The following is an 18,353-nucleotide window of genomic DNA, read 5'->3' as shown; positions in this document are numbered from 1 at the left end:
ATTGGAATTAGATACTACTGAAAAATAAGAGGAAGGCCATTAGGGCAAACGTTTCCAGAAAACAACATGCCTGCATTGAGCGGTAACCAAACCACACAATACAGACTGAACACGGTGAATGAACGACTTTACGGAAGGGAAGAAAGAAGAAAGCCAGCACAGGCTGGCTTGTTATGCACTAAATCCTAAACTCGCGGCGATATCACATCTGCGATCCAGAACCCATTGACTGTCAAAGGGCCCCCAATCTGACAACTGATAATAGCCGTCATTGTGGCGCCGACCGTCCTGAACGAACATCAGTTCAATGCCGATCCCCGGCAGGGCTTTAAGTACGTCCTGAATAGTACGACGAGGCCACCCCGTTTTCTCGATTAACTTCGGAACATTAGGCCGTTCCAGACTTTCAACAAGCAAGGCTAAATAAAGGCGCCTTGCAAAAACAGGACTCAATTCCATTGATTACCTCCTAATCTGTGCAAGGCACATTATTTCTGTTTTGCCAGTAAGTTTGTTGAGTTCGATCAATAACTCTCCAATCCTAGTCAATAGCCGTGGATTTTTTTTATTCAGTAAAATATCTGCATCACACTTTTGTCAGATGACAGGCTTCCTGTTAGGATTTGGCAAACACCAAAATAAGCAGCATTCAAAGGATTTTTATGACCATCACGATGTACGGTATCCCCAACTGCGACACGATAAAAAAAGCGCGCAAATGGCTGGAAGCACAAGGCGTTAATTACCAGTTTCACGACTACCGCAAAGACGGTATCGATGCAGCGCTGGTGAGTGAGTTTTGTCAGGCTCTGGGCTGGGAAAATGTGCTCAACAAACGTGGCACCACTTTTCGCCAACTGAGCCAAGAGCAGAAAGACACCCTCAACGCTGACACCGCCATCGCCCTGCTGGTTGAACAACCTGCGATGATCAAACGCCCGCTGCTGCGCGTTGATGGTGATCTTCATCTAGGCTTCAAAGCCGAGCAATACGCTTCTCTTTTCTCTTAATACAAGGATTTCAAGGATGACAGACAGCCCTGTACTGGCTCTCGCAAAAGATTTAATCAGCCGCCAATCAGTGACGCCGGTCGACGCCGGTTGCCAGGACTTGATGATTGAGCGTCTTAAAGCACTCGGATTTGAAATCGAAATGATGGTGTTTGAAGACACCACCAACTTCTGGGCCCGCCGTGGCACGCAAGCACCGCTGTTTGCGTTTGCTGGTCACACAGACGTGGTTCCGGCTGGCCCTCTGGCTCAGTGGCACACTCCACCGTTTGAGCCAACCGTGATTGATGGTCATCTGCATGGCCGCGGCGCTGCGGACATGAAAGGCTCACTGGCATGCATGGTGGTGGCCGTGGAACGTTTTATCGCTGAGCATCCGGATCATACTGGCTCGATTGCGTTTCTGATTACCTCGGATGAAGAAGGCCCGTTCATCAACGGTACCACGCGTGTGGTGGATACCCTGATGGCCCGCGATGAGAAAATCGATATGTGTGTGGTGGGGGAACCTTCAAGCACACATGCCGTTGGCGATGTGGTCAAGAACGGCCGCCGTGGCTCCATCACGGGCGATCTGACCGTAAAAGGCGTGCAAGGTCACGTGGCTTACCCGCATCTGGCCAACAACCCGGTTCATCAAGCACTACCTGCATTGGCAGAGCTGGCCGCAACCACCTGGGATGAAGGCAACGAATACTTCCCGCCAACCAGTTTCCAGATCCCGAATCTGCAGGCCGGCACTGGCGCGTCAAACGTGATTCCGGGCGAGTTTCATGTGCAGTTTAACTTCCGTTTCAGTACCGAGCTGACCGATGACGAAATCAAACGTCGCGTACACTCAACACTGGATGCGCACGGCCTGGAATACGACCTCAAATGGACGCTGAGCGGTCACCCGTTCCTGACCGACACTGGCGCGCTGCTCGATGCGGTGGTAAAAGCGGTGGGTGAAGTGAATCATCAGGAACCACAACTGCTAACGACAGGTGGAACGTCTGACGGCCGCTTTATCGCGCAAATGGGAGCGCAGGTGGTTGAACTGGGTCCGGTAAACGCCACCATTCACAAAGTGAACGAGTGCGTCAACATTGCCGATCTGGAAAAACTGACCGACATGTATCAAAAAACTCTGGAGAATCTACTCGCCAAATGATGACACCTGAGCAGCTGACCGGACAAACCGCGTCGCACCTTGTTGAAGTGATGGTGGGCCAGAAGGCATTTCTGGTTCATCCGCAAGTCAGCGCGGATCTGCTGTCTCTGAAACAGGCGGCGGATGAGGCGGGTTTTGTGTTCAACATTGCCAGTGGTTTTCGTCCGTTTGAACGCCAACTGGCGATTTGGAACCGAAAAATGTCGGGGGATACCGCCATTTTGGACGTCAACAGTCAGCCGCTCGACACTAGCCACTGGTCTGAAGCCGACAAAGTGCACGCCATTTTGCGCTGGTCTGCCCTGCCCGGTGGCAGCCGTCATCATTGGGGGACTGATTTTGATGTGTTCGATCGCAGTGCTCTGCCCCCGGGCGAAACATTGCAGCTCGAACCCTGGGAATATCTCGAGGCGCATCAGCGTCCGTTTTATCAATGGTTGAAGACTAACCTCGCCCGCTTCGGCTTCTTCTTTCCGTATCGGGAGAAAGGCTCAGGGGTGGCATTTGAACCATGGCACATCAGTCATCGCATCGTCAGTGAACAGTGTCTCCAAGCGCTGACACTGCCGGTATTGGCACAGCAATTGGCGTCAGCCCCCATTTTAGGCAAGCAGTGCGTGCAACAAGACCTTGGTCAGATCTACACTCAGTACATCACTCAGATCAGCCGAGGTGAAAGTGTATGATGGATTTTCTGTTTAATCCGTGGGTGATCACCATCGTTATCGTGTGTGTGTTCGTCGGCAACATAGCTGCACTTAAGTACACTGCGACGATGAAACTGGGTCAGATGGGTAAGAAGAGCGATCTCGACAAACTCAATGAGCTCGACAAGCAAAATCAGTCATCCGCTTCTGATAAAGAAACAAAAAAGGGACGCTAGCGTCCCTTTTCAATTTGGCTTTCCTGCCCGCTTACTGCTGAGCTGTTTTTTTCTCATCAACGATGGCGGCCAACACTGGCACCATTTCTTTCAGCAATTCTTCCTCAACCGGTTTACCCGCTGAGTTGGTCACGTTGATGGAAGTACGGTTACCCAAATCACCAAACAGGAAGGTGTAAGTGCCTGACCCTAGGTTCATTGGTTTCACGCCGATATCATTCCAGAATTCGTCATCTGGCGACGCGTATTTTGCTTTCATCGTACCTTGAGACTGGTTACGTTCCTCAATCTTGAAGCCCATCTTAGGCAGTAGATCAGGCAGACGTTGCCACAGCACATCATAAGGAGTACGGGCGATGATCACCGGGAAGCCACTGCGGTCTGAACCCATGGTAACCGGAATCTGTTTAACCAGCTCTTGCGCTTTACGCGCCGCTTCAGCTCGCACATCCTGATCGTAACGAGACGTCACCAGGTTAGTCATAAAGGCGTTGTAGCGCTCTTTGTTGGTCGCAGTCACCGGCTTCTGTTTGCCGCCTTCACGCCAGTCAATCAGAGAGATCTTAAATCCGTAGCGGTTGTTGGCTTCAACGCGGCTCAACTCGTAGCGGCTACCCATTTCCGTATCTTCGTCTTCGGAGACCCAAGTCACCCAATCAGTTTCGATATGGTTAGCGTTTTCCTGTAGCGCTTTGATGTTGTGCTCTTGCATCATGGTCTTCGCCACCTGCCACACTTTGTCCGCTTCATCTTTACGGATCATCCACAAAGTGACTTCGCCATTCTGGCGTTCAGCACGAGCGCCGGGAATCAGTTCCAGCACTTGCTGCGGCGGGCGAATATCAACCACTGGGCCGATGCCACCTTTAAAATCACCTTGGGGAATATCGTAATCGGGATAAAACTGCGGCGTTGCGTCTTGCGGCAAAACCCACTGTTTGAAATCTTTCGTATCCAGGTAGGCAAAATCATTTTTGGCTTGGCGGCGTTGCGTCGGAGTGCTCGAACAGGCACTCAAAACCAAAACAGCCAGTGATCCAACCACCAGCTGGCGCGATAACTTCATTGAAACTCCTAAAATTTGCCGAGGCATGAAAACCTCGGCATTGTAATGGATAGCGCCTTATAAAATACAGGCTTCTGTCATTGCTTGGGCAACAAGTGGGCGCGCTTGTTCAGAGAGTTCCGTTAAAGGTAGACGCAGATCACCTTCTGCAATCAGACCCAGCTTGTGTGCTGCCCATTTCACTGGAATTGGGCTCGACTCGACAAACAGGCCTTTGTGCAGTGGCATCAGGCGTTGGTTGATGACTTCTGCTTCATCAAATTTACCTTCCAGTGCCAGGTGCATCATTTTTGCCATATCGGCAGCAGCGACGTTATTCGTTACTGAAATCACACCCTGGCCACCCAGTTTCACAAACTCCAGACCGGTTGCATCGTCACCGCTGAGCAGTACGAAATTGTTACCACACAGTTCGCGGTGCAACGCCACGCGGCTTAAATCACCTGTTGCATCTTTGAGTGCGACAATGTTTTTTAGTTCCGACAAACGTGCAACAGTTTCTGGACGCAGGTCAACTGCGGTACGGCCTGGTACGTTGTAAAGGATGATTGGAATATCGGTTTCTTGTGAAATCGCTTTGTAGTGCTGGAACAAACCTTCTTGAGTCGGTTTGTTGTAGTAAGGCGTTACGCTCAGGTAGCCGGCAATGCCTGTGTTGTTCAGCAGACGGCTGAACGTCACGGATTCGTGAGTAGCATTAGCTCCGGTACCGGCGATCACCGGAATACGGCCGTCCGAGAACTCGACGGTCTTTTCAACAACTTTGACATGCTCTTCGATAGTGAGTGTGGATGACTCACCGGTTGTTCCTACAGAAACAATGGCGTCAGTACCGGCTTCGATGTGGTAGTCTACCAGCTTCTTCAGGCTAAGATAGTCAACCTCACCGTCGTGGTTGAAAGGTGTAATTAACGCGACGATACTTCCTGAAAACATGTCTATCTCCCTAGATTGATAACTTCTGCATGGTACTGCATGGGGCTTGAAAAACACAAGGGGGGAAATTCGCTTAAACAGCCCTTATGAGTGAATATTTATCAGATGTTAGACTTTAGGCCAACTCTGCCTTTTGCTACCGGGTTATACACCCCTTGAAAATCCCCTTGTCAGACACACGTGATTTTGTGAAAACGCATACAGAAAAACACGTTTTGTTCCGCTCTTTCTATACTTTAACTGTGTTAACATGCCGAAAAACACTAAGCGAAGCGACTCTATGACTCAACATTTAGTGATCACCGCCGTGGGTACTGACCGGCCAGGGATTTGCAACCAAGTAGTCAAACTGGTAACCCAGGCTGGCTGTAATATTATCGACAGCCGAATTGCCCTGTTCGGAAATGAATTCACCCTCATCATGCTGGTTTCCGGCAATGCCAACAGCATCACCCGCGTGGAAACTCTGCTGCCCCTGTTAGGTCAGGAGCAGGATCTGATCACCATGATGAAGCGCACGTCGCCGCATGCTCAGCAGGCCAACGCGTACACGGTGGAAGTCTATGTCGAATCGGATGACAAACCCGGTCTGACAGAAAAGTTCACCCAGTTCTTTGCTGATCGCAACATTGGCATGGCATCACTCAGCGCGCAGACGATCGATAAACTCAAGCTGGAACGGGAAACCAACCAGTTCCAAATCGCGATTACAGCGCACGTTGATAGTGACTACAATCTGATGCAGTTGCAGGAAGAATTTGATGCTTTGTGTCAGACGTTTGATGTACACGGGTCGCTTAATTTCATTAAAAACAGCTTATAAAAACGAAAGGAAGAACCATGAATACACTCAAGGCAGGTTCGCCAGCTCCGGCTTTCTCTCTTCTCGATCAGGACGGCAACACCGTTTCGCTGTCTGATTTCGCCGGCAAAAAAGTCCTGTTCTACTTCTACCCGAAGGCCATGACTCCGGGTTGTACTGTGCAAGCGCAAGGCATGCGTGATGTGAAAAGTGAATTGGATGCCCATAACGTGGTGGTCTTAGGTGTGAGCATCGACCCGGTAAAACGTTTGGGTAAGTTCATCGAACGTGACAACCTGAACTTCACTCTGCTGTCTGACGAAGATCACGCTGTCGCTGAGCAATTCGGCGTGTGGGGCGAGAAGAAGTTTATGGGCAAGGTGTATGATGGCCTGCACCGCATCAGTTTCCTGATTAACGAAAACGGCGTCATCGAACACGTTTTCGACAAGTTTAAAACCAAAGACCACCACGAAGTGGTTCTGGATTATCTGAACAACAAATAATCACCACACCACTATTTCGTGCGATTGCTTAAATGATTAAATTGCATAAATAATCAAAAAGGCCAGTCTTAAAGACTGGCCTTTTTCGTTACGGATTGCGGAAACTACACGATGAATTTATTCAGGATCGCATCCTGCTCACGCACGTTTTCGGTCTGCACTTGCATTGCGATGTTGGCCTCTTCCGCTGACTCAGAAACCTGAGTCGACAGATCTTTGATCTTCACGGTGTTGTTGTTGATCTCTTCCGCCACCAGGCTCTGCTCTTCAGCCGCCGAGGCAATCTGGATATTCATATCGCTGATTTGTTGAATCGCATTCCGGATACGTTGCAGTGCCGCATCCGCCAGTTGCGATTTCGCCACCGCATCTTCCGCCGTCGATTTACTCTCGTTCATCGCCACCGACACCGAGCTCGCGCCCGCTTGCAGTTGCTCAATCATGCTGCGAATTTCAGTCGTGGATTGCTGTGTACGCTGCGCCAGCGTGCGCACTTCGTCGGCAACTACGGCAAAACCACGACCTGATTCACCAGCACGCGCAGCTTCGATGGCCGCGTTCAACGCCAGCAAGTTAGTCTGGTCAGCAATATCGTTGATCACTTTCAAAATGGTTTCGATGTTCGCCGTCGCCGATTCGAGGCCGCGTACTTCTTCCACCGCCATTTCGATGTGCGCCGATAAGCGGTCAATCGACTTAGTGGTGTCGCTGACCACGCGTGAACCTTCAACCGTTGCATCGTCTGCTTCTTTCGCTGCTGACGCGGCACCCTGGGCATTATTGGCCACTTCGGTTGCCGTCACTGCCATCTCGTGCATCGCCGTGGCCAGTTGTTCCAGCTCTTGCAACTGAGCACGCATCGCTTCAGCAGAGCCGTGCACGGTGCCCATCGTTTGCTCCGCTCCGCGCATGATCTCTTCACCGATCGCTTTCGACTGCTTAATCTGATGTTGCAGCGTTTCGGTAAAGATATTGAACCCCTTCGCCAGTTCAGCAAACTCTTTGTCGGTATCGGTGCTCAAACGTTTCGTCAGATCGCCCTGACCCGACGCCACATCCTGAATCGCATCATTGAGTACGCCCAAGGGACGCATCAGCACTTTGATCAGCAGGCTCAGACCAATCACGCTCAGTACCAGACCAATAACAGTGTAGATGATGGAGCTGTTACGCAGATCGGAGACCGCAGCAAACGCAATCGACTCATCGATAATCGCACCGATGTACCAGTTCTCGCTTGGTACCAGAGTAAAGTTGACCATAAACGGATGACCATCAATCTCAATGCGCTGCGTTCCTTCTTTCAGTTGCACCTGAGGGAGATAGGTATTGAGCTTCTGACCGTTGTTTTTGGTGTCAGGGTGCGCAATGGTAGTGCCGTCAGCGGTCACGATAAACAGGTAACCAGCGTCAAACAGGTTGATCGAGTTAACCAGATCCGCCAACTTGGTTAGCTCCAGATCGTAGAACATTGCCGCTTTGAACTGTCCGTTCTCATAAACTGGGGTACCAATCGAAATGATGGTTTTCTTGGTCGAGACGTCGACATAAGGATCGGTAACGGTCAGTTTGCCGACTCTCTTCGCATCGACGAACCAAGGACGTTTACGCGGGTCGTAATCGGCGCCCGGTTCCCAACCGTCGTCATTTTCGACCACGGTGCCGTCGGCATCATAGCCCAAACCCACCGCTAGGAAGCTGCTCTTGAGCTTTGGTTTCTCAAGCACATTTTTCACGTAAGAACGATCTTCGGGGTTAAGCTCCAGCACTTCTGTCATCGACTGGGCCAGCGCTTTTTTGCTGGTCATTTCTGATGTGATGGTGTTTTTCACCCCAGCCACCATTTCTTTCAGGCTGCTGTTGACCAGAGACTCAACTTCCGAGCGAACGGTGCTGAGCTGTTGAATAGATAAAAGTAAAATAACGATTAATAGTAGCGCGGATGATGCAGCCACAATTTTTTGGCTAAATCTCATAGTTTCCCTCAACTCACAAGCTCTAAGTGGATTTCCATTTTTTATAGTTATTAGTTGTTATATCGACTAGCCAAATCGAAACTTGAGGAACAGTAACATCCCTTAACCTATATTTTACTCAATAATTTTGATCTCGCTTCACGAATGCTAAAAAACAAACGCCCCATCAAAAAATGATGAGGCGTTCATGTAACAAGCAGATAAGGCTAAGCGTTAGGCTGCGGTGGCTCTTCTTCAATACTTGGCAGGGCGTTCCACACTGCTTTCACCAAAGTTGCCAATGGAATGGCAAAGAATACACCCCAGAATCCCCAGAGTCCGCCAAAGACCAGCACTGCGACGATAATCGCCACCGGATGCAGGTTCACCGCTTCAGAAAACAGCACTGGCACCAGCACGTTACCATCCAGAGCCTGAATGATGCCGTAGGCGATCAACAGATAATAGAAAGGTGGTGTCATTCCCCACTGGAACAAGCCGACAATCGCCACCGGAACGGTGACCGCTGCCGCCCCAATGTATGGAATCAACACGGAGAAACCCACAGCGACTGCCAGCAACACTGAATAGCGCAGATCCAAAATGGCAAACGTCACATAGCTGACCCCACCGACAATCAGGATCTCCAGCACTTTGCCGCGAATATAGTTTGAGATTTGCTGGTTCATTTCGTCCCAGACTTTGGTCGCCAGCTTACGGTTGCGCGGTAACACACCACGCACCATGCTCAGCATTTCCTGTTTATCTTTAAGCAGGAAGAACACCAGCAGCGGCACCAGAATCAGATACACCGCTAATGTGGCGATGCTGACCAGTGAAGCCAACGAACCTTTCACGACCGACTCGCCCATTCCCAACGCTTTATTTTTCGCGTTGATCATGATGGATTCAACAATTTGCAGGTTGGCCAGTTCAGGATAACGTTCCGGCAACGTAGCAATAAACTTCTGCAGGCCGTTATACATGTTCGGAATGTCGTTCACCAGATTGACGATCTGCTGCCAAATGGTGGGCACGAGGCCAAACACCGCCAGCAACATCAGGCCGGTAAAGATCAAAATCACCAGAATCACCGACAGCGTGCGCGGGATTTTCATACGGCACAATTGCACCACCGGCCATTCGAGCAGATACGCCAGCACAATCGCCACCAGCAAAGGAGCAATCAGATGACCAAAGAAGTAAATCGTGATGAAGCCAAAAAACAGAATAGCGACAAGGCTGACTGCATGGGGATCGGAGAAACGTCGTTTATACCAACGACTCACCATTTCAAACATTGGAGGCTGTCTCCTTTATGACATGAAGCGAGAAATGCTCAGTGAACGTCTGGCTCTGACAGACAAATTGCTGTCTTAGCAAGTAGGATTCGATATCGCGCTTGGAACTTGGGTCGCTAAGCAGAATGGTCACCGATTCACCATCTTGCAGCTGTGCGGTGTGACGTTTCGCAAGTAATAACGCCATTGGGCAACGCTGCTGACGCAAATCGAGAATATTCGGTTCCATTCTGTCGCTCAATCCTTAATATAGGTGAGACATTGTATAGCCTTTTACGCTGGGTGCCAGTTTTTCTCTCCCGCTAAAAATCGTTACAATTCATTGCTTACTTATTCCTATCCATCGGTGAGGTGATAGGGAAACCAATCCATTCTGACAATGTCTTATATCCAAACGACCTGAAGTTGCAGATAGGCGATTGAACAGAGCCGCCCCGCTGTAACTTCGTGAAGAACTGGGGATAGTGGAAGATGATTTTGGAGTATCACCTATAACTATGATAGTAAAACGTACTCGCTCATTCGTGTGCCTTTGCCTTGCTGCCGCTCTGGCGACGCCTTCGCTGACCTATGCTGACACCATTGAGCTGCCGGATATCGGCACGGTGGCCGGTTCGACCCTGACCATCGATCAGGAGCGCATTTACGGCGATGCTTACATGCGTATGCTGCGCAACAGCCGCCCGGTCATCAATGACCCGGTGCTGAACGAATATATCGACTCTTTGGGCCATCGTCTGGTTGCCAACGCCGACGATGTGAAAACCCCGTTTACCTTTTTTATGATTCGCGACCGCGACATCAACGCCTTTGCCTTCTTCGGCGGTTATGTCGCGCTGCACTCCGGGCTGTTTTTGCATGCGCAATCGGAGAGTGAACTCGCCTCCGTCATGGCGCACGAAATTGCGCACGTGACCCAGCGCCATCTGGCGCGCAGTATGGAAGATCAGGCGCGCCGCTCTCCGGCAACCATTGCCGCTTTGGCAGGCTCTCTGCTGTTGGCGATTGCGGCCCCGGAAGCGGGGATCGCCGCGATCACCGCCACAACGGCGGGCAACATGCAAAGTCAGATCAACTACACACGCGCCAACGAAAAAGAAGCGGATCGCTTCGGTATTGCCACTCTGGCCAAAGCCGGATTTGACGTCAATGCCATGCCACGCTTCTTTGGCCGTCTGGCGGATGAATACCGATACGCCAGCAAACCGCCACCGATGCTGCTGACTCACCCGCTGCCGGAAGACCGGATCACCGACAGCCGCGCCCGCGCCCAGCAATACACACCGGTGCGTCTGCAACCATCACTCAACTATCATCTGGCGCGCTCGCGAATTGTGGCCCGCTATGCAGGTATCGACAGCGATGCCGCTCTCGACTGGTTTAACCGCACGCAGAAAAAGGCCGAGCCTTCACTGCACCCGGCTTTTGAATACGGCAAAGCGCTGGTTTATGTCGATACCAAACAGTACGCCAAAGCAGAACCCCTGCTGGATGCGCTGCTGAAAAGCGACCCTTACAACGGATTCTATCTCGATGCGGTGTCCGACCTTTATCTCGCCACCGATCGTCCGGAAAAAGCACAAGCGTTATTGAGCGCGGCTCTGAAACAGAAGCCGAATAACGCCGTGCTGACCATCAATTACGCCAATGCGATGATGAAGGAAGAAAAATACGCCGACGCGATTCGCACTCTCCAACGTTACACGCACGATAACCCGAACGATACCAATGGCTGGCAACTGTTGTCCGAAGCCAATATTCGTTTGGGTAACAGCGCGGAAGATTTGGCCGCCCGCGCCGAAATTTTTGCCCTCAAGGCCAACTGGAACAAAGCCATTCAGTTTTATACTCAGGCCAGCCAGTTAGCCAAGCTGGGCAGTTTAGAACAAGCGCGTTACGACGCACGCATCGACCAATTGATGGTGCAGCGTGACCGATTCTTGTCACTCCAATAACAAAAAAGCGATGAAGGAAAAATTATGTCAGTCGTGATTTATCACAACCCTCGATGTTCAAAAAGCCGTGAAACACTGGCATTGCTGGAAGAGAAAAACATTCAGCCACAGGTCGTCAAATACCTTGAAGAGCCACTGAGTGTGGCGCTGCTGAAAGAACTCTATGCTCAACTGGGTCTGACTCAGGTTCGCGACATGATGCGCACCAAAGAAGATCTGTACAAAGAACTGAATCTGGCGGATGTCAGCCTGTCTGATGACGCTTTGTTTGCCGCTATGGTTGAAAACCCGAAACTGATTGAACGCCCAATCGTCGTAGCCAACGGCAAAGCGCGTCACGGTCGCCCACCGGAGCAGGTACTGGACATTCTATGAGTTGTCGTCTGGTTGTGCTGTATTACAGCCGACATGGTGGTACACAGGCGCTGGCGCGCCAGATTGCCCGAGGCATTGAATCGGTAGCGGGCTGTGAAGCTGTGCTGCGTACCGTACCTGAGCTGACGGAACGAGACGGCCTGACTGACGATCCTTGTCTGACGTTGGATGAGCTTCGTCACTGCGATGGTCTGGCGATGGGCAGTCCGGTGTGGTTTGGCAATATGGCCGCTCCGCTCAAGCATTTCTGGGATCAAACGACGCCGTTGTGGCTCAGTGGCGATCTGATTGATAAACCCGCGTGTGTGTTTACCACCTCATCGACACTGCACGGAGGTCAGGAAACCACTCAGCAAACCATGATGATGCCGCTGCTGCATCACGGCATGCTGGTGCTGGGGATCCCCTACTCAGAACCCGCGCTGCACACCACAACGGCTGGCGGCACGCCTTATGGCGCGAGCCATGTTTCAGGGCACAATGACCGTATTACCAGCGATGAAAGCACGCTGGCTCAAAGTTTAGGAAAACGCCTTGCAGTGATTGCAAGCCAATTAAAGGAAAAACCATGAGCGTCGAAATGTCGCCACGCACCACGCTGTTTCGCTGGCTTGCGCTTGGCGGGAACTTGTCTCTCTTAGGCTGGATTGCCTTGTGGCAACTGGAGTTATCTCCTCATCCACACATCAACCCGGTGACGCTGACTGTTGCCTGGCTGATTCCCCTGCTGCTGCCGTTACCCGGCATTCTGGCAGGAAAGCCATACACCCATGCGTGGGCCAACTTCATTCTGATGTTCTACTTTCTCCACGCCTTTACCATTTTGTATGTTGATGGCGGCGAACGGTTGCTGGCAGCGGTTGAACTGTTGCTGACTCTGGTCGCCTTCATGGGTAACATTCTCTATGCCCGTCATCGCGGCAAAGAACTGGGACTCAAACTAACCAAGCTGTCGGAAGTAGAAAAACAAGAACGGGCCCGTTTTGATAACAAGCAGTAGCCTCCTGTTTTTGAACAACTTGTGATAAAAAAAGCGCCTCTTCAGGCGCTTTTTTATGTTCCGCTTGTTAACCCAGCCATTGAAAATAGAGCGTATGGATGGTCGGTTCGGATGGCGCGGTTTCTGGCTGCACTTCTGTCGCGGCTTCAACCGGAGTTAATACAGGTTCCACATTTTGAACAGGCGGCTCAATCGTCTCTCCGGCAGGCACTGCCGCATCATCAACCACCGGAACTGCATCAGATGGCGCCACTTCAGGTTCCGGCATCGGTTCGATCGGCGCTTCGCCTTTCTCCACTCGTCCCATACGCAGTACTTCCTGCTCAAATTCACTTTCGCTGGTCAGCAGATGCACTTTAAACGTCACATTATTACCCTGAATTTTCAGAATATCGAGTGACGCTACTGAGCTCAGACGTTTCAGATTCTCTTCCAGCGTGAAGAAAGAGATAGCACCGTTCACAGGTTTGAATGATGCCAGCACAGCTTCTGAGGATTCGCTGCTGACCAACACGGCATTTTTCTTCGCGTAGTAATCACTCAGCTCATCCACCATGTCTGCGGCCGCGCTGTCGCCAGAGGCCTGGCCGCTGATTGGGCTTTTTGGTGCCGCAATCATGTTGGCCGCATTTTGGTCGTAGAGTGTCCAGCGCAGATTCGAGCCTTGTGCACGCACCACCAACACCGCGTCGGTCGGATAGCGTTGACTTGCCAAACTGATTGGCTGGGAAAATCCGCCCCAGAGATCAGACACCTGCACCCCGGTGATATCATCAAAATCACCGACAGGTACTGTGATTGGCAAACCACGCAACTGCGCGCTGGCTTTCAGTTGATTGAGCAACGATGTATTCGCATGCTCCCAGCTGATACTGCGATCGTAATTGGACTCTTCCACCAACCACACCAGCAGATTGGCACGATTTTCCGGCCAGAATGGCAACTGTGCCTGAGTCAGCAAAGTACGAATATGCGGACCACTAAAGCCCATACGAATCGTTTTGGTGTCGCCTTGCTGGCCATAGCTGATCTGATTCAGATACTGAGAATTCTGGCGCAGCGCTTTTTGAATGACATCGTTGGTGACCGACTCTTTATCGCCCGTGGCGCGGACGATAACTTGCTGCATGCCGTTGATTCGTGCAGCCGCATCCGCATTGTCTTGCTGCTCATCAATCACGACTTCTGTTTGATATAAATTGACTTTCGTCAGCGCAAACGCGGGCAGACTCATCAGCCCGACCATCAACAAAGCTAAGTAGCGCATAGTGTTCCTAGGTCCTCAATTGTGAAGGTTGATGATAAGCAACTATCCCCCTTCGGGCAAGGAAACGCCGCCAGTATCGCGTCAAAAATTCCCCAATTTACACAATGGTATTTCGCCGGAGTAAACTAAAAATAATCAAAATTTTGATCCAGTTTAAATGGCAATCGATTGCAAAAGTGATAGAATCCCGCGAATTTTGTTCAGTATCAGGGAAAATACAATGAAAAATGCCATTCAAGGCGCACAGATGCTATTTGTCGCATTTGGTGCTCTGGTTCTTGTACCGTTGTTAACCGGTCTTGATCCTAACGTTGCACTTTTCGGTGCTGGTATCGGCACCCTCCTCTTCCAAATCATTACTCGCCGCTCCGTTCCAATCTTTCTTGCTTCTTCTTTCGCTTTCATCGCTCCTATTATGTACGGTATCCAAGCTTGGGGTATTGCTGCAACCATGGGCGGCCTGATGGCAGCTGGTGCGGTCTACATCATTCTGGGTGTGGTGATTAAAGTGCGTGGTGTGGAGATCATCCACAAGTTGCTGCCACCTGTGGTTGTGGGTCCGGTGATTATGGTGATCGGTCTGGGTCTGGCTCCTGCTGCGGTCAACATGGCACTGGGTAAAACCGGCGACGGCTCGGTACAACTGGTCAACGGTGATGCGGCATTGTGGATTTCATGCGTATCGCTGCTGGTGACGATTGTCATCAGCGTGTTTGCAAAAGGTTTCTTCAAACTGCTGCCAATTTGTGGTGGTATCGCGGCGGGTTACGCACTGTCTCTGTACTTCGGTGTGGTCAGCTTTGCGCCAGTTCAACAAGCCGCGTGGTTTGCACTGCCAAACTTTACTTTCCCTGAATTTAACATTAACGCCATTCTGTTCATGATCCCGGTTGCGATTGCACCGGCGGTTGAACACGTAGGCGATATGCTGGCTATCTCTAACGTCACCGGCAAAGACTACATCAAGAAACCTGGTCTGCACCGCACTATCGCGGGTGACGGGGTGGCAACGATGGCAGCCACTTTCCTTGGCGCGCCACCAAACACGACCTACAGTGAAGTCACTGGCGCTGTGATGCTGACCAAAGCCTTCAACCCAGCCATCATGACCTGGGCAGCCGTGACAGCCATTGTTCTGGCGCTGGTGGGTAAACTGGGCGCGCTGCTGCAAACCATTCCGGTTCCGGTTATGGGCGGCATCATGATTCTGCTGTTCGGTTCTATTGCCACAGTGGGCCTGAACACGCTGATCAAAAACCACGTGGATCTGCACAAATCACGTAACCTGGTGATTGTTGCAGTGACGCTGGTGTTTGGTATCGGCGGTATGGCTTTCGGTATCGGTGAGTTCAGTCTGCAAGGCGTGAGCCTGTGCGGTATTATCGCGATTATCCTGAACCTGGTTCTGCCACATGACTTGGGCGAAAACCACATTGTTGATAATGCACAAATGGAAGAAGGTCAGAACTGATCGCTTCCTGAATACAAGAACGGCCTCATCTGAGGCCGTTTTTTTATGTCACACGCTTAAGCGTCCTGACACAGGTCGACAAACTGTGCGCGGGTCAATAAGGCCAAATCCTTTGGCGCTAACTCAATTTCCAGCCCGCGTTTACCCGCGCTGACACACATAGTTGGCAGGGCCTCTGCGCTGATGTGAATGAAGGTCGGCAACGCTTTCTTTTGTCCGAGAGGGCTGATGCCTCCCACCACATAACCCGTTGTCTTCTGAGCAATGTCCGGATTCGCCATATCGGCCTTTTTCGCTTTTGCCGCTTTGGCCGCGAGTTTTAAATTCAGTTTCTGCTCCACCGGAATCACCGCGACAGCCAGATTCTTCTCCTCACCATTGAGACAAAACAGCAGTGTTTTGAATACTGTTTTAGGATCCTGTCCCAATGCCTGCGCGGCTTCTAAACCGTAACTGCTGTGGTTGGGGTCGTGCTCGTACTGGTGAATGGTGTGAGAAACTTTCTTTTTCTTCGCAAGATTAATCGCTGGAGTCATGGTGAATCGGTCCTTTATACCAATCAGGATAAGCCCATCCGGGCCTATAGTGATTCGTACCAATGAGATAAAAAACAGGCGATGCGCCAAAGCACATCGCCTGTTAGTTAAAGGGATTCAACGAGTTGAGTCAACGCTTTCCTGATAGCAAAACGTTTTCGTTACTTATAAACAATCTCGCCTGCTGGTGCGAAGCGGTTAACATCAACCGGGCTGTTCGCTTCCAGGTAATCTTTCAGCACTTCCGCGTCCACGAAACCTGTGTTCACAAAACCCGGGTGATCAGTGATTTTCGGATAACCGTCACCGCCCGCAGCGTTGAAGCTTGGCACAGTGAAGCGGTAGTTCTCATCCAGACGCAGCTGTTTGCCACCGATGAACACATTCGACACTTTGCCTTCTGCCACCGTCATTGTGATGCCGGCAAATTGTGCATAAGCACCAGAGTCCACTGGCTTGGTTGCCACCACATTAAGGTAGTCCATCACTTCCTGGCCCGTCATGTCCACATAGCTCACGATGTTGCCAAATGGCTGTACTTTCAACACGTCTTTGTAGGTCACATCACCAGCAGGAATGGAATCACGCACGCCGCCTGAGTTCATGATGGCAAAATCCGCTTTAGCGCGTTGCATGTGCGCCATCGCGATCATTCGGCCCAGATTGGTTTGTTGGAAACGCACCACATCGCGGTCGCCTTCCAGCTTACCGTTGGTTTCTGCAATCTTGACATTCAGCTGAGCCGAACCTTTTTCCTGATATGGGCGCAGGAACTCGAGCATCGCTTGGTCTTCTTTGATTTCAGACGTTGCAAATACGCGCTTGCTTTCACCATTGACCTTCACTTTTTTCTTCAGGTTAACCGGGATCAGGTTGTAACTCACCATATTCAGTTCACCGTTACGGAATTCGTAATCGGCACGGCCCACGTATTTACCCCACTCGTATGCCTGAACGATGTAAGTCCCGTTTTGAATGTCCGGTTTACACTCGTCACCCGGAACGAAGTTTTTCTTCACCAGGTTCGGGCCTTCCATACAGACCGGCTCTTGCGAGTGACCGCCAACGATCATATCCAGTTCACCCGCAGGCAGGAAGCGCGCCAGTGCTACGTCGCCCGGCGCATTGATGCCGTGTTCGCCATTTTGGTAGTGCCCCATGTGCGTTACGGCGATGATCAGATCCGGATGCTCGTTATCTTTAAGCTCTTCGATCACTTTTTTCGCTTCCGCTTTTGGATCGCGGAAATCGATGCCACCGATGTATTCCGGGTTGCCAATCTTAGCGGTGTCTTCCGTCGTCAGACCGATAACCGCAATCTTGATGCCCTGCTTGTCGAAAATGTGATAAGGCTGGAACAGGCGTTTGCCCGTCGCCTTGTCGTAAATGTTAGCCGACAGCATAGGGAAGTTTGCCCACTCTTCCTGCTTAAACAGGACTTCAAGCGGGTTATCGAATTCATGGTTACCGATCGCCATCGCGTCGTAGCCAATCTGGCTCATACCTTTAAAATCAGGCTCTGCATCCTGCAGGTCAGATTCTGGTACACCAGTGTTGATGTCACCGCCCGACAGCAGCAGCACACTGCCGCCTTGCGCTTCAACATCGGCACGAATCTGGTCAATCAGGGTCTTACGCGCAGCCATGCCGTATTCACCGTAGTTATTTTGCCAGAAGCGTCCATGATGGTCATTGGTATGCAGAATGGTCAATTTGTACGTTTTGTCTTGTTGCCATTCATGCGCTGGCTGCGAAGCACAACCAGCCAGCGACGCAATAATCGCTGCACTTAACACGGATTTCAGGAGTAAGCCTTGTTTCATTGTCATACCTTTCAACTGATGGGGGTCCACTGCTTTTCTATTCAAATTGTAGTCAGCTGGCGTGCACTTGGAGCGTACACCCAGCGCCAACCGACTGATAAAACATGAACTAATTTAAAGTAAGCTTGATGATGTGACAGCTTGGTTTCATAACTATGTGAAACTCATCACTATAAACAGCCACACTTAATGCGTTAGATTATCGACAAAAAGTGGCTGGCAATGTGAAGATGAAGGAATTTTCGCCAATTGTCTGCGCACAAGCGGCAAAAACGAGCACGCAAGCGTTTACTCAACAAGCCGAATAACAGGCA

The 18,353-nt window shown here is 50.9% G+C and carries 20 protein-coding genes; 11 read left to right on the top strand and 9 right to left on the bottom strand.

The window, feature by feature from the left end:
* Positions 1-171 precede the first annotated feature (171 nt).
* Complete coding sequence (locus DYA43_RS03320; RefSeq protein WP_020331146.1) at positions 172-459, bottom strand: winged helix-turn-helix domain-containing protein; 288 nt, start codon at positions 457-459, stop codon at positions 172-174.
* A 203-nt stretch (positions 460-662) separates the two neighbouring features.
* Here DYA43_RS03320 and DYA43_RS03315 point away from each other — a divergent pair, with 203 nt between their 5' ends.
* Genes DYA43_RS03315 through DYA43_RS03300 form a run of 4 tightly spaced genes read left to right on the top strand, consistent with a single transcriptional unit; the run spans position 663 to position 3,046 of the window.
* A complete protein-coding gene (locus DYA43_RS03315; protein ID WP_020430665.1) occupies positions 663-1,010 on the top strand; it encodes an ArsC family reductase in 348 nt (115 codons plus the stop codon).
* 16 nt (positions 1,011-1,026) lie between these two features.
* Positions 1,027-2,163 (top strand): succinyl-diaminopimelate desuccinylase, encoded by a 1,137-nt coding sequence (gene dapE, locus DYA43_RS03310; RefSeq protein WP_020331144.1) that lies wholly within the window; start codon positions 1,027-1,029, stop codon positions 2,161-2,163.
* Positions 2,163-2,849 (top strand): M15 family metallopeptidase, encoded by a 687-nt coding sequence (locus DYA43_RS03305; RefSeq protein ID WP_024373510.1) that lies wholly within the window; start codon positions 2,163-2,165, stop codon positions 2,847-2,849. Before dapE ends, DYA43_RS03305 begins: the two co-directional genes overlap by 1 nt.
* Positions 2,849-3,046 (top strand): DUF2897 family protein, encoded by a 198-nt coding sequence (locus DYA43_RS03300; protein ID WP_024373511.1) that lies wholly within the window; start codon positions 2,849-2,851, stop codon positions 3,044-3,046. Before DYA43_RS03305 ends, DYA43_RS03300 begins: the two co-directional genes overlap by 1 nt.
* A gap of 31 nt (positions 3,047-3,077) precedes the next feature.
* On the opposite strand, the gene bamC is transcribed toward DYA43_RS03300, so the two are convergent.
* Together bamC and dapA are read right to left on the bottom strand one after the other, a co-directional pair.
* Positions 3,078-4,112 (bottom strand): outer membrane protein assembly factor BamC, encoded by a 1,035-nt coding sequence (bamC, locus tag DYA43_RS03295; protein ID WP_020331141.1) that lies wholly within the window; start codon positions 4,110-4,112, stop codon positions 3,078-3,080.
* Positions 4,113-4,169: 57 nt separating this feature from the next.
* Entirely contained in the window at positions 4,170-5,048 is an 879-nt protein-coding gene (gene dapA / locus DYA43_RS03290) for a 4-hydroxy-tetrahydrodipicolinate synthase (RefSeq protein ID WP_020331140.1), read from the bottom strand.
* Positions 5,049-5,328: 280 nt separating this feature from the next.
* On the opposite strand from dapA, the gene DYA43_RS03285 reads away from it, so the two are divergent.
* Together DYA43_RS03285 and bcp are read left to right on the top strand one after the other, a co-directional pair.
* Positions 5,329-5,871, top strand: coding sequence for a glycine cleavage system transcriptional repressor (locus DYA43_RS03285; protein WP_020430660.1), 543 nt, complete (start codon positions 5,329-5,331; stop codon positions 5,869-5,871).
* Positions 5,872-5,888: 17 nt separating this feature from the next.
* Positions 5,889-6,356, top strand: coding sequence for a thioredoxin-dependent thiol peroxidase (bcp, locus tag DYA43_RS03280; RefSeq protein ID WP_020331138.1), 468 nt, complete (start codon positions 5,889-5,891; stop codon positions 6,354-6,356).
* A gap of 104 nt (positions 6,357-6,460) precedes the next feature.
* On the opposite strand, the gene DYA43_RS03275 is transcribed toward bcp, so the two are convergent.
* From DYA43_RS03275 to DYA43_RS03265, 3 genes are all read right to left on the bottom strand, one after another.
* Positions 6,461-8,332 (bottom strand): methyl-accepting chemotaxis protein, encoded by a 1,872-nt coding sequence (locus tag DYA43_RS03275; RefSeq protein ID WP_020331137.1) that lies wholly within the window; start codon positions 8,330-8,332, stop codon positions 6,461-6,463.
* A gap of 206 nt (positions 8,333-8,538) precedes the next feature.
* A complete protein-coding gene (locus DYA43_RS03270; RefSeq protein WP_020331136.1) occupies positions 8,539-9,612 on the bottom strand; it encodes an AI-2E family transporter in 1,074 nt (357 codons plus the stop codon).
* Positions 9,605-9,841, bottom strand: coding sequence for a sulfurtransferase TusA family protein (locus DYA43_RS03265; RefSeq protein WP_020331135.1), 237 nt, complete (start codon positions 9,839-9,841; stop codon positions 9,605-9,607). The genes DYA43_RS03270 and DYA43_RS03265 overlap by 8 nt, the downstream gene beginning before the upstream one ends.
* Positions 9,842-10,109: 268 nt before the next feature.
* Between DYA43_RS03265 and bepA the strand changes: the two genes are divergently transcribed.
* Genes bepA through DYA43_RS03245 form a run of 4 tightly spaced genes read left to right on the top strand, consistent with a single transcriptional unit; the run spans position 10,110 to position 12,942 of the window.
* The gene (bepA, locus tag DYA43_RS03260) at positions 10,110-11,567 is read left to right on the top strand and encodes a beta-barrel assembly-enhancing protease (RefSeq protein ID WP_020331134.1); all 1,458 of its coding nucleotides are present in this window, start codon (positions 10,110-10,112) and stop codon (positions 11,565-11,567) included.
* Between the two features lie 24 nt (positions 11,568-11,591).
* On the top strand, positions 11,592-11,942 hold the full coding sequence (gene arsC / locus DYA43_RS03255; RefSeq protein ID WP_020430654.1) for an arsenate reductase (glutaredoxin): 351 nt from the start codon (positions 11,592-11,594) through the stop codon (positions 11,940-11,942).
* A complete protein-coding gene (wrbA, locus tag DYA43_RS03250; RefSeq protein ID WP_020331132.1) occupies positions 11,939-12,514 on the top strand; it encodes an NAD(P)H:quinone oxidoreductase in 576 nt (191 codons plus the stop codon). The genes arsC and wrbA overlap by 4 nt, the downstream gene beginning before the upstream one ends.
* Positions 12,511-12,942, top strand: coding sequence for a DUF2069 domain-containing protein (locus tag DYA43_RS03245; protein ID WP_020331131.1), 432 nt, complete (start codon positions 12,511-12,513; stop codon positions 12,940-12,942). Before wrbA ends, DYA43_RS03245 begins: the two co-directional genes overlap by 4 nt.
* 67 nt (positions 12,943-13,009) lie before the next feature.
* Here DYA43_RS03245 and DYA43_RS03240 read toward each other — a convergent pair whose 3' ends face one another.
* On the bottom strand, positions 13,010-14,209 hold the full coding sequence (locus DYA43_RS03240) for a DUF2066 domain-containing protein (RefSeq protein ID WP_061056224.1): 1,200 nt from the start codon (positions 14,207-14,209) through the stop codon (positions 13,010-13,012).
* 220 nt (positions 14,210-14,429) lie between these two features.
* Here DYA43_RS03240 and DYA43_RS03235 point away from each other — a divergent pair, with 220 nt between their 5' ends.
* Complete coding sequence (locus DYA43_RS03235) at positions 14,430-15,680, top strand: uracil-xanthine permease family protein (protein WP_020430647.1); 1,251 nt, start codon at positions 14,430-14,432, stop codon at positions 15,678-15,680.
* Between the two features lie 56 nt (positions 15,681-15,736).
* Here the strand turns inward: DYA43_RS03235 and ybaK are convergent, their stop codons facing one another.
* Both ybaK and ushA read right to left on the bottom strand, forming a co-directional pair.
* Positions 15,737-16,216 (bottom strand): Cys-tRNA(Pro) deacylase, encoded by a 480-nt coding sequence (gene ybaK, locus DYA43_RS03230; protein WP_020430646.1) that lies wholly within the window; start codon positions 16,214-16,216, stop codon positions 15,737-15,739.
* 161 nt (positions 16,217-16,377) lie between these two features.
* Positions 16,378-18,039 carry a bifunctional UDP-sugar hydrolase/5'-nucleotidase UshA gene (ushA, locus tag DYA43_RS03225; protein WP_020331750.1) on the bottom strand — a complete coding sequence of 554 codons (1,662 nt, stop codon included), beginning with the start codon at positions 18,037-18,039 and terminating at the stop codon, positions 16,378-16,380.
* Positions 18,040-18,353 lie beyond the last annotated feature (314 nt).

It is taken from the genome of Vibrio fluvialis, from assembly GCF_900460245.1.
Lineage (GTDB): Bacteria > Pseudomonadota > Gammaproteobacteria > Enterobacterales > Vibrionaceae > Vibrio > Vibrio fluvialis.
Note: the sequence above shows the minus strand (reverse complement) of the source record. Positions and strands in the feature narration are given on the sequence as shown.

Bases quoted from the DNA above. Each gene is read 5' to 3' on its own strand.
- DYA43_RS03320 (WP_020331146.1), bottom strand. From the start codon at position 459: ATGGAATTGAGTCCTGTTTTTGCAAGGCGCCTTTATTTAGCCTTGCTT.
- DYA43_RS03315 (WP_020430665.1), top strand. From the start codon at position 663: ATGACCATCACGATGTACGGTATCCCCAACTGCGACACGATAAAAAAA.
- dapE (WP_020331144.1), top strand. From the start codon at position 1,027: ATGACAGACAGCCCTGTACTGGCTCTCGCAAAAGATTTAATCAGCCGC.
- DYA43_RS03305 (WP_024373510.1), top strand. From the start codon at position 2,163: ATGACACCTGAGCAGCTGACCGGACAAACCGCGTCGCACCTTGTTGAA.
- DYA43_RS03300 (WP_024373511.1), top strand. From the start codon at position 2,849: ATGGATTTTCTGTTTAATCCGTGGGTGATCACCATCGTTATCGTGTGT.
- bamC (WP_020331141.1), bottom strand. From the start codon at position 4,112: ATGAAGTTATCGCGCCAGCTGGTGGTTGGATCACTGGCTGTTTTGGTT.
- dapA (WP_020331140.1), bottom strand. From the start codon at position 5,048: ATGTTTTCAGGAAGTATCGTCGCGTTAATTACACCTTTCAACCACGAC.
- DYA43_RS03285 (WP_020430660.1), top strand. From the start codon at position 5,329: ATGACTCAACATTTAGTGATCACCGCCGTGGGTACTGACCGGCCAGGG.
- bcp (WP_020331138.1), top strand. From the start codon at position 5,889: ATGAATACACTCAAGGCAGGTTCGCCAGCTCCGGCTTTCTCTCTTCTC.
- DYA43_RS03275 (WP_020331137.1), bottom strand. From the start codon at position 8,332: ATGAGATTTAGCCAAAAAATTGTGGCTGCATCATCCGCGCTACTATTA.
- DYA43_RS03270 (WP_020331136.1), bottom strand. From the start codon at position 9,612: ATGTTTGAAATGGTGAGTCGTTGGTATAAACGACGTTTCTCCGATCCC.
- DYA43_RS03265 (WP_020331135.1), bottom strand. From the start codon at position 9,841: ATGGAACCGAATATTCTCGATTTGCGTCAGCAGCGTTGCCCAATGGCG.
- bepA (WP_020331134.1), top strand. From the start codon at position 10,110: ATGATAGTAAAACGTACTCGCTCATTCGTGTGCCTTTGCCTTGCTGCC.
- arsC (WP_020430654.1), top strand. From the start codon at position 11,592: ATGTCAGTCGTGATTTATCACAACCCTCGATGTTCAAAAAGCCGTGAA.
- wrbA (WP_020331132.1), top strand. From the start codon at position 11,939: ATGAGTTGTCGTCTGGTTGTGCTGTATTACAGCCGACATGGTGGTACA.
- DYA43_RS03245 (WP_020331131.1), top strand. From the start codon at position 12,511: ATGAGCGTCGAAATGTCGCCACGCACCACGCTGTTTCGCTGGCTTGCG.
- DYA43_RS03240 (WP_061056224.1), bottom strand. From the start codon at position 14,209: ATGCGCTACTTAGCTTTGTTGATGGTCGGGCTGATGAGTCTGCCCGCG.
- DYA43_RS03235 (WP_020430647.1), top strand. From the start codon at position 14,430: ATGAAAAATGCCATTCAAGGCGCACAGATGCTATTTGTCGCATTTGGT.
- ybaK (WP_020430646.1), bottom strand. From the start codon at position 16,216: ATGACTCCAGCGATTAATCTTGCGAAGAAAAAGAAAGTTTCTCACACC.
- ushA (WP_020331750.1), bottom strand. From the start codon at position 18,039: ATGAAACAAGGCTTACTCCTGAAATCCGTGTTAAGTGCAGCGATTATT.